Source organism: Shewanella hafniensis, assembly GCF_019655335.1.
Lineage (GTDB): Bacteria > Pseudomonadota > Gammaproteobacteria > Enterobacterales > Shewanellaceae > Shewanella > Shewanella hafniensis.
Window position 1 is genome coordinate 22220 of record NZ_BPFD01000061.1, and the last position, 6781, is coordinate 29000.

Genomic DNA, 6781 nt, shown 5'->3' on the forward strand with positions numbered 1-6781 from the left:
AAGTTAAGCTAAAAATCGCTAACTAGGATTAGTCATCGTTGCCTATGCCCATAAGGTGCAATAGCGCGATGAAGAGGTTTAAGAAATCTAAGTATAATGAGATAGTTGCGCGAATGTAGTTCGTCTCGCCGCCGTTCACAATACGGCTAGTATCAAACAGGATAAAACCCGTCATCAATAATGCAATACCTGCGTTAATCGCCATAAAGGCCACGCTGTTACCCATAAAGATGTTAATTACGGCAGCGGCAATCACCACAATCAAGCCAGCAAACAAGAAGCCACGTAGGAAAGAGAAATCTTTCTTAGTGGTGACCGCATAGGCTGATAAGGCAACGAAAATCACTGACGTTAATCCCAGTGCCTGCATGATCAGCTGCGGGCCGTTTGCCATACCCGCGTAGTGATTCAGCATGTAGCCCAGTGACGCGCCTTCCATACCCGTAAAGGCAAACACCCAGAAGATACCCGCTGCAGACTCGGCTTTACGTAAAGTGACGAATAGCAAGACTAGGCCACCAATCGATAAGCCGATAGACATTAATGGACTGATATTTAATGCCATTGCCAAGCCCGCACACAGGGCAGAGAAGGCCAATGTCATAGACAACAGCATATAAGTGTTTTTAAGAAGTTTGTTCACTTCCAGTGTTGACGCACTCGTCGAATATAAGGTTTCTTGGGTCATGTTGATCTCCGTTGACACATTTCCGAACTGATCGTTTTGATTTTTTACAGCACACTAAGTTCCCGTAAAATCCTAAAACGAACTTAACTGCATTCATGATACCGTACCTGAGATACGGGTGAAAGTCATAGAACCATGAATAACAAATTGTTAATCTTAAAAATTTTGCCTCGCCACACATATCAATCTTAAGTGCTAAGCGTTTAGCTAAGGTTGGCGCTATCCGTATATTTATACAATAAGCACATGAATTCGGCGTTAAAACTGAATGGGCTTGATAAATAGGCCTGCTGAACTTACTGCCAATTCCAAGTTCAATGCCGATTTCAAAGACAAGTCCGATGCTAATTTCAATGCCAAGTATAGGGAAGAGATCAACATATTGAGTTTAAACCAAGCTTAAGCCAGCCACTCTTTATGCAATTTTTCGGTGTCACCCAGATATTCCAGCACCCAAGCGAGCGCGGGCGACATCTTGTCGGCATTCCACGCGAGGCAACAAGGGCTGGTCTGTTTCGGATTTTCTAGCTGTTTCTCAACCAGCGCACCCGCTTTAATAAACACGCTCGCTAAATGCACTGGCATATAACCAACACCTAAACCTTCGCGGAAACAGTTAATGGCGCGGATCCAATCGGGTACAACGAGGCGGCGTTGATTTTCGAGCAACCAAGTCATGCGTTTGGGGATTTCCCGCGAGGTATCTTCTAGACAAATCGAGGGGAAAGGGCGCAGTTCATCGTCGCTGAGCGGGCGGTCAATATTGGCCAATGGATGATTTTTGCTAACTAAAAATGCCCACTCAATATCGCCCATGTCTTTATATTGGTATACGCCACCGACTGGAATTGCGGTTGTGGCACCAATGGCGATATCACTGCGACCCGTGGCGAGCGCTTCCCAAACCCCGTTAAAAACCTCAATGCGAATAATTAATTCAATATCATGGAAATGACGGTAAAAGTCAGCAATCAATACGCTGATCCTGTCGGCGCGGACGATATTATCCAGTGCGATGGACAAGGTCGGTTGCCAACCGTTTGCTACGCGCTGCGTGCCACGTTTCATCTCATCCATCTGCGTAAGCAAGGTTCTGGCTTGCTTTACAAAATGCTCACCCGCAGGCGTTAAGGTTACGCTGCGATGATGACGTTCGAAAAGAATGACGCCGAGTTCTTCTTCTATTTGCTTGACCGCGTAGCTCACGGCAGAGGGCACTTTATGCAGCCGATTCGCCGCTGCGGTGAAACTTCCTACACGAGCCACAATATCAATGAGTTCTAGCGCTTGTTCTGAGAGCATAGCTGACGTCCATTCCGATGAAAATAATTGATAGCACAAGTCAAAAATAAACGTTTCCAATAGATTTAACAAGTCATTAGACTGCACGCTTTAGTCAATCCGACCCGAATATCTTATGAAAACTTCTAGTAACGCCTTTGTAAACATAAAGTTCTTTATGTTTCTATTCTATTTAGCCATGTTGAGCATGCTCGGTTTTATTGCCACTGACATGTACTTACCTGCTTTCAAAGCAATTGAAGGCTCATTTAGCAGTACCCCATCAGAGGTGGCGATGTCGCTGACCTGTTTCCTTGCGGGTCTTGCCCTAGGCCAACTACTTTACGGCCCCTTAGTCAATAAAATCGGCAAACGTTGGGCACTGATTTTTGGTTTAGTGGTGTTTGCCATTGCCAGCGTGTTTATTGCCAACAGCGATTCTATATTCATGCTCAATACCGCGCGCTTCTTCCAAGCGATTGGCGCCTGTAGTGCAGGGGTTATTTGGCAAGCGATTGTGGTTGAACAATATGATACCGATAAAGCCCAAGGTATTTTCAGCAACATTATGCCACTGGTTGCATTATCGCCTGCATTAGCACCGATCCTTGGCGCTTACATTCTGAACGAATTAGGCTGGCGTGCAATCTTTATCTCTTTGTGTGTTATCGCTTTTCTACTGATATTGATGACCTTGTACTTTGTGCCAGGCAAGCGTCAGCATACGCACAGTGATCATGCTGCAGTATCTTATGGGCAAATTTTGAAAAACACCCGCTATTTAGGCAACGTCGTGATCTTCGGCGCCTGTTCCGGTGCTTTCTTTGCTTATCTAACTGTATGGCCGATTGTGATGGAGATGCACGGTTATCAAGCGACTGAAATCGGGCTAAGCTTTATCCCGCAAACCATTATGTTTATTGTCGGTGGTTATGCGAGTAAGTTACTGATAAAACGCATTGGCGGGCATCAAACACTCAATATCTTGTTGTCGATTTTCGCAGCCTGCGTTATTTCGATCATCATGCTCACGCTGATTTTCCCAGCGAGCACGATTTTCCCACTGCTTATTTCGTTCTCGATTTTAGCCGCAGCTAATGGCGCCATTTACCCGATAGTTGTAAATAGTGCACTACAGCAATTTAGTCAGAATGCCGCTAAGGCCGCAGGATTACAGAACTTCTTGCAGATAAGCATAGCCTTTGGTGCCTCTAGCTTAGTCGCTATGTGGGCAAGCCTAGGTGAAGTAGCGATCGGCTGGGGTATCCTATGTTGCGCTATCTTAGTTGTGGTCGGCTATGTACTTAAGAGCCAACAAGAGTGGGGCGATTTTGCCAAACATTTTACTAAGCCAGATCCCGCACGTGTCGGCATAGTGGCCGATGTGAAGCAAAATCCAGCGGATTGAGTGTAATAGCAACAATTGACGCATAATTAAGAGTTAGTGCTTTACAGTCAACACACTTACTTATATTATGCGCATCGTTCGGAGGGGTGGCAGAGTGGTTTAATGCACCGGTCTTGAAAACCGGCGTGGGTTTATAGCCCACCCAGGGTTCAAATCCCTGCTCCTCCGCCATATTAAGTCAAAAAGCCGCTAATTAATTAGCGGCTTTTTGCATTTAAGCCATTTGAACCCTTGGCTTCCTGATTCAAATAGCAGCTCCCACGCCATATTTAACGGAAAAGCCATCAGCAATGATGGCTTTTCTGTTTATAAATTTTTACCCGGGTTCCTCATTCAAAGCGCAATGCCTGCGTCATATTCCACAAGAATGGCCATCATTACACTTTGGGTAATTTGTGTTGGATCATGGCCAGCGCAAAGAAGTTCCAGTCTGCATTAGCATAGCTACTCACCAGATCCCGCAGGATTGTCGGTTCGCCGGCGTTATCCACCTGTTGCGAAATTATAGGCAAATTCAGCGCATTACAGTAATCCTGCCGCTCCACCACAAAAAACTGCTTCTTGAAGGGGAGTAGTAGTGTGCCTTCAGCTTGTGCATTAAAATCACGCGCGGCTAAATAACCTGTAAACCAATGATTGAGTAGCGTATCGCATTGCTTAGTGTGGAATAAGTTTCCCCAATCATCCCCGAGTATGGCTTGACCCGACAGGACTCGCTGGCAATGATGAAAATCGATAAACCCTAGCTCACGTGCGATCACTTGTTGGCAATGCTTAAGCTGGAGATCTGAGTGTAAGATGCCCAACTTCGCCATTAAGGTCGCGACTCTTTGCTTGGCAGACGGCTCATCCTGCTGACAAACTTTGAGCAGCTTTTTAGCGCGAATTTTGGTTTCATTTAATGCGATGGCGCTTGAGTCTTTCATCTTGGCTAACTTCATTTTGCATTACCTCCATGACTAACTCGATTTGCTCGCGGCACGTGAATAAAAGGCCAAATACTGATGATCAATAAACTCAAGAGACAAGCTAAAATGTCCGCGATTGGAAAGGCCATCCATAACTCAATCAAAGCGTTTGGCATGATATTAATGTTTAATGCACCTGTGATAAATGAAATATCTGTAAAGGATAGTTGAGGTAATAAGACCAGCAGGGGCAGTAATAAACCATAGATTTTTATCCCAGATAATAGCAATGAAAGCTTAGGGCGATTTGTGCCTTGATACACAACAATTGCGATACCTGTGATCCCCGCCAAAGGTAAGGCGATAAACGTCACACTCGAAATCTTAATACAGGCGGCAATGAGTGCGAGGTCATCGGTGAAAATACCAAATACTGAGGTCGGTAATGCCATAAATAAGATAGTCACTACACTCAGATAACAGCAGGTCAAGACGATGCCCCATTTAGCACACGCTAACACCCGAGAAGATGCCATCGCCCCATAGTTATAGGCACTGATCGTCTGTGCTGCACTGGTGAGAGCCATGAGCGGCAGGGCGATAAAGATATTAACGCGGCCGATCAAACCATAAGCGCTGATCATGTACGCGACCTCATTCGCCGCTAGCGTATTTGGCACTACATTGGCCAAATTACTGACTAAAATATGATTTACCAATGAGATCACGCAGGCAATCCCAAGATATGACAATAATATCGGGCTACCCAAGCCAAGAATCGCTTTTATCTCAGTGAGATTGAGCCTTATCAGCTCCATTCTAAAATAAATAGGCTGGGTAGCTTGCTTGTGAAACGCCTGTTTACTGGTAAAACGGTTATTTGGGACAAAATAAACGACGGCGATAAATAGACTCACACATTGACCCGCCACCGTTGCCCACGCAGCTCCGCTCACGCCCATCTCCAATACGGCAATAAAGAGTGTATCGAAGAGGATGTTCATGACCGCCGACAACAAGATAACCAGCAGCATCACCACGACTTTGCCTTGTGCTCTGAGTAAATCGCCGCTAAGGGATAACAAAAAGGTGAACAGGCTAAAACAGAGAATGGGTTGTAGATAATCTATAGCAGCTAAGGCAAGTGTTGAGCTTACCCCAATAAATGCTAATAAATTATTAAGCTGGGCGAGTGAGACGACAGTGACAATCACGCCGCAACATAGGGCTAACGCAAAACCGGTATTCGCGATTTGACTCGCCTTATTAAACTCGTTTGCCCCTAAAAATCGGCTCACTAAGGTCGCCGTCCCATTTCCTATCATGCAGGCTAAAGCGAAAATCATCATTTGTAACGGGAAGGCAATCGTTACCCCAGCCAATGCATCGGCGCCGATGTATTTCAAAATAAAATATGAGTCGACTAAGTTGTAGCTGCCGCTGAGCATCATGGCGAAGGCCATAGGTAATGCAAAACGCAAATACAAAGAGGGATAACTAACGTACCCAAAGACTCTGTTGACTGAGATCTTGACTGAAAGCCTGAGTGAGATTTCCCGTGAGAGGGCGTTTCGGTGGCTGCCAAGGGCACAATGTCAGCAGGTTCAACATTGATACTGGCGGGTTTGAAAGTGTTAGCCGTTGCATGTTTCACAAACAATTCTCCTAAGTTTATTGGCATTCCGCTAAGCCAAACTTATTTGATTGCTGTGGGTTCGATATGAAATCGATTCGCAACACTATTAATTTATCAGAGTGATATCATCTTTCGCGGACACCGTCTGATGTCAATTACCAGATTCTAGTCGGGAGGCAAGGGCGCATTGCAGTTCTGTATAGTCAACAAGACCAATATTTAAAAGTGCGCGTAAAACCAGAATCATGGATGAGTCACTAATCAATAGCGCAATCCAGCTACGCAATGACATACAAAGCATCAACGAGTTTCTACTGAAAGGCTTAGCGCCTGAAGATGCTCAACTGCAATTAATGGCTAAATCTTGCGTGTTATTGGGCGAACTGGACGACACGTTAGAACAACTTAAGGAAGCGGCATCATGCAAATAATCCCATACGCTGGCGGTATAACTTTTGTTGATGGAGAAGATAAACCAGATTACCAATGTAACTCATGCAATAAGCCATTTTGGAAAGACAATTTTGATAGTGTTTTTATCGTGTGTGAACATTGTGGCGGAGAACTTAAAGACGTGAACCGTTAGACATGCCTTAATGCCGATAACGACACATTATCGGCCCCTAATACCTTCCACTCAATACTGCGCACAATGTATATTATGTTAAATGAAATTGATATTCTTTATATTCCCCCGTTTGTTTGTTGTTCGTGGCCACTCAGAATGAGATTTGTAAGCGTCCGGGCAAGTACATCTTCAGCTTATATCGTTGAACCTCTATCTTAACGACTGACCATTTCATCAGGAGTTAATATGGCTAAACGTTCCCATGAAGACTGGGCAGCTTTGATACAACAGC

General features: G+C 44.9%; 6 protein-coding genes and 1 tRNA gene. 3 read left to right on the plus strand and 4 right to left on the minus strand.

Translation table 11 applies throughout. The annotated features are described in order from the left end of the window. Window positions 1-28: 28 nt before the first annotated feature. Entirely contained in the window at window positions 29-688 is a 660-nt protein-coding gene (locus tag K5Q99_RS16110; protein WP_220592966.1) for a Bax inhibitor-1/YccA family protein, read from the minus strand. A gap of 399 nt (window positions 689-1087) precedes the next feature. Then, a complete protein-coding gene (gene punR / locus K5Q99_RS16115; protein ID WP_011846842.1) occupies window positions 1088-1990 on the minus strand; it encodes a DNA-binding transcriptional activator PunR in 903 nt (300 codons plus the stop codon). A gap of 115 nt (window positions 1991-2105) precedes the next feature. On the opposite strand from punR, the gene punC reads away from it, so the two are divergent. Both punC and K5Q99_RS16125 read left to right on the plus strand, forming a co-directional pair. Then, complete coding sequence (punC, locus tag K5Q99_RS16120; RefSeq protein WP_220777420.1) at window positions 2106-3377, plus strand: purine nucleoside transporter PunC; 1272 nt, start codon at window positions 2106-2108, stop codon at window positions 3375-3377. Window positions 3378-3457: 80 nt separating this feature from the next. Beyond that, window positions 3458-3548: transfer RNA gene (locus tag K5Q99_RS16125), tRNA-Ser, on the plus strand. Between the two features lie 206 nt (window positions 3549-3754). On the opposite strand, the gene K5Q99_RS16130 is transcribed toward K5Q99_RS16125, so the two are convergent. Both K5Q99_RS16130 and K5Q99_RS16135 read right to left on the minus strand, forming a co-directional pair. Then, window positions 3755-4318 carry a hypothetical protein gene (locus tag K5Q99_RS16130; protein ID WP_220777421.1) on the minus strand — a complete coding sequence of 188 codons (564 nt, stop codon included), beginning with the start codon at window positions 4316-4318 and terminating at the stop codon, window positions 3755-3757. Further along, window positions 4315-5748, minus strand: a complete 1434-nt coding sequence (locus tag K5Q99_RS16135) for an MATE family efflux transporter (protein ID WP_246604514.1) — start codon at window positions 5746-5748, stop codon at window positions 4315-4317. The genes K5Q99_RS16130 and K5Q99_RS16135 overlap by 4 nt, the downstream gene beginning before the upstream one ends. 418 nt (window positions 5749-6166) lie before the next feature. Here K5Q99_RS16135 and K5Q99_RS16140 point away from each other — a divergent pair, with 418 nt between their 5' ends. Next, entirely contained in the window at window positions 6167-6352 is a 186-nt protein-coding gene (locus K5Q99_RS16140) for a hypothetical protein (RefSeq protein ID WP_220777422.1), read from the plus strand. Window positions 6353-6781: the final 429 nt, after the last annotated feature.

Coding starts and splice junctions, on each gene's coding strand:
- punC (WP_220777420.1), top strand. CDS start 2,106: ATGAAAACTTCTAGTAACGCCTTTGTAAACATAAAGTTCTTTATGTTT.
- K5Q99_RS16135 (WP_246604514.1), bottom strand. CDS start 5,748: ATGGCCTTCGCCATGATGCTCAGCGGCAGCTACAACTTAGTCGACTCA.
- K5Q99_RS16140 (WP_220777422.1), top strand. CDS start 6,167: ATGGATGAGTCACTAATCAATAGCGCAATCCAGCTACGCAATGACATA.
- punR (WP_011846842.1), bottom strand. CDS start 1,990: ATGCTCTCAGAACAAGCGCTAGAACTCATTGATATTGTGGCTCGTGTA.
- K5Q99_RS16110 (WP_220592966.1), bottom strand. CDS start 688: ATGACCCAAGAAACCTTATATTCGACGAGTGCGTCAACACTGGAAGTG.
- K5Q99_RS16130 (WP_220777421.1), bottom strand. CDS start 4,318: ATGAAGTTAGCCAAGATGAAAGACTCAAGCGCCATCGCATTAAATGAA.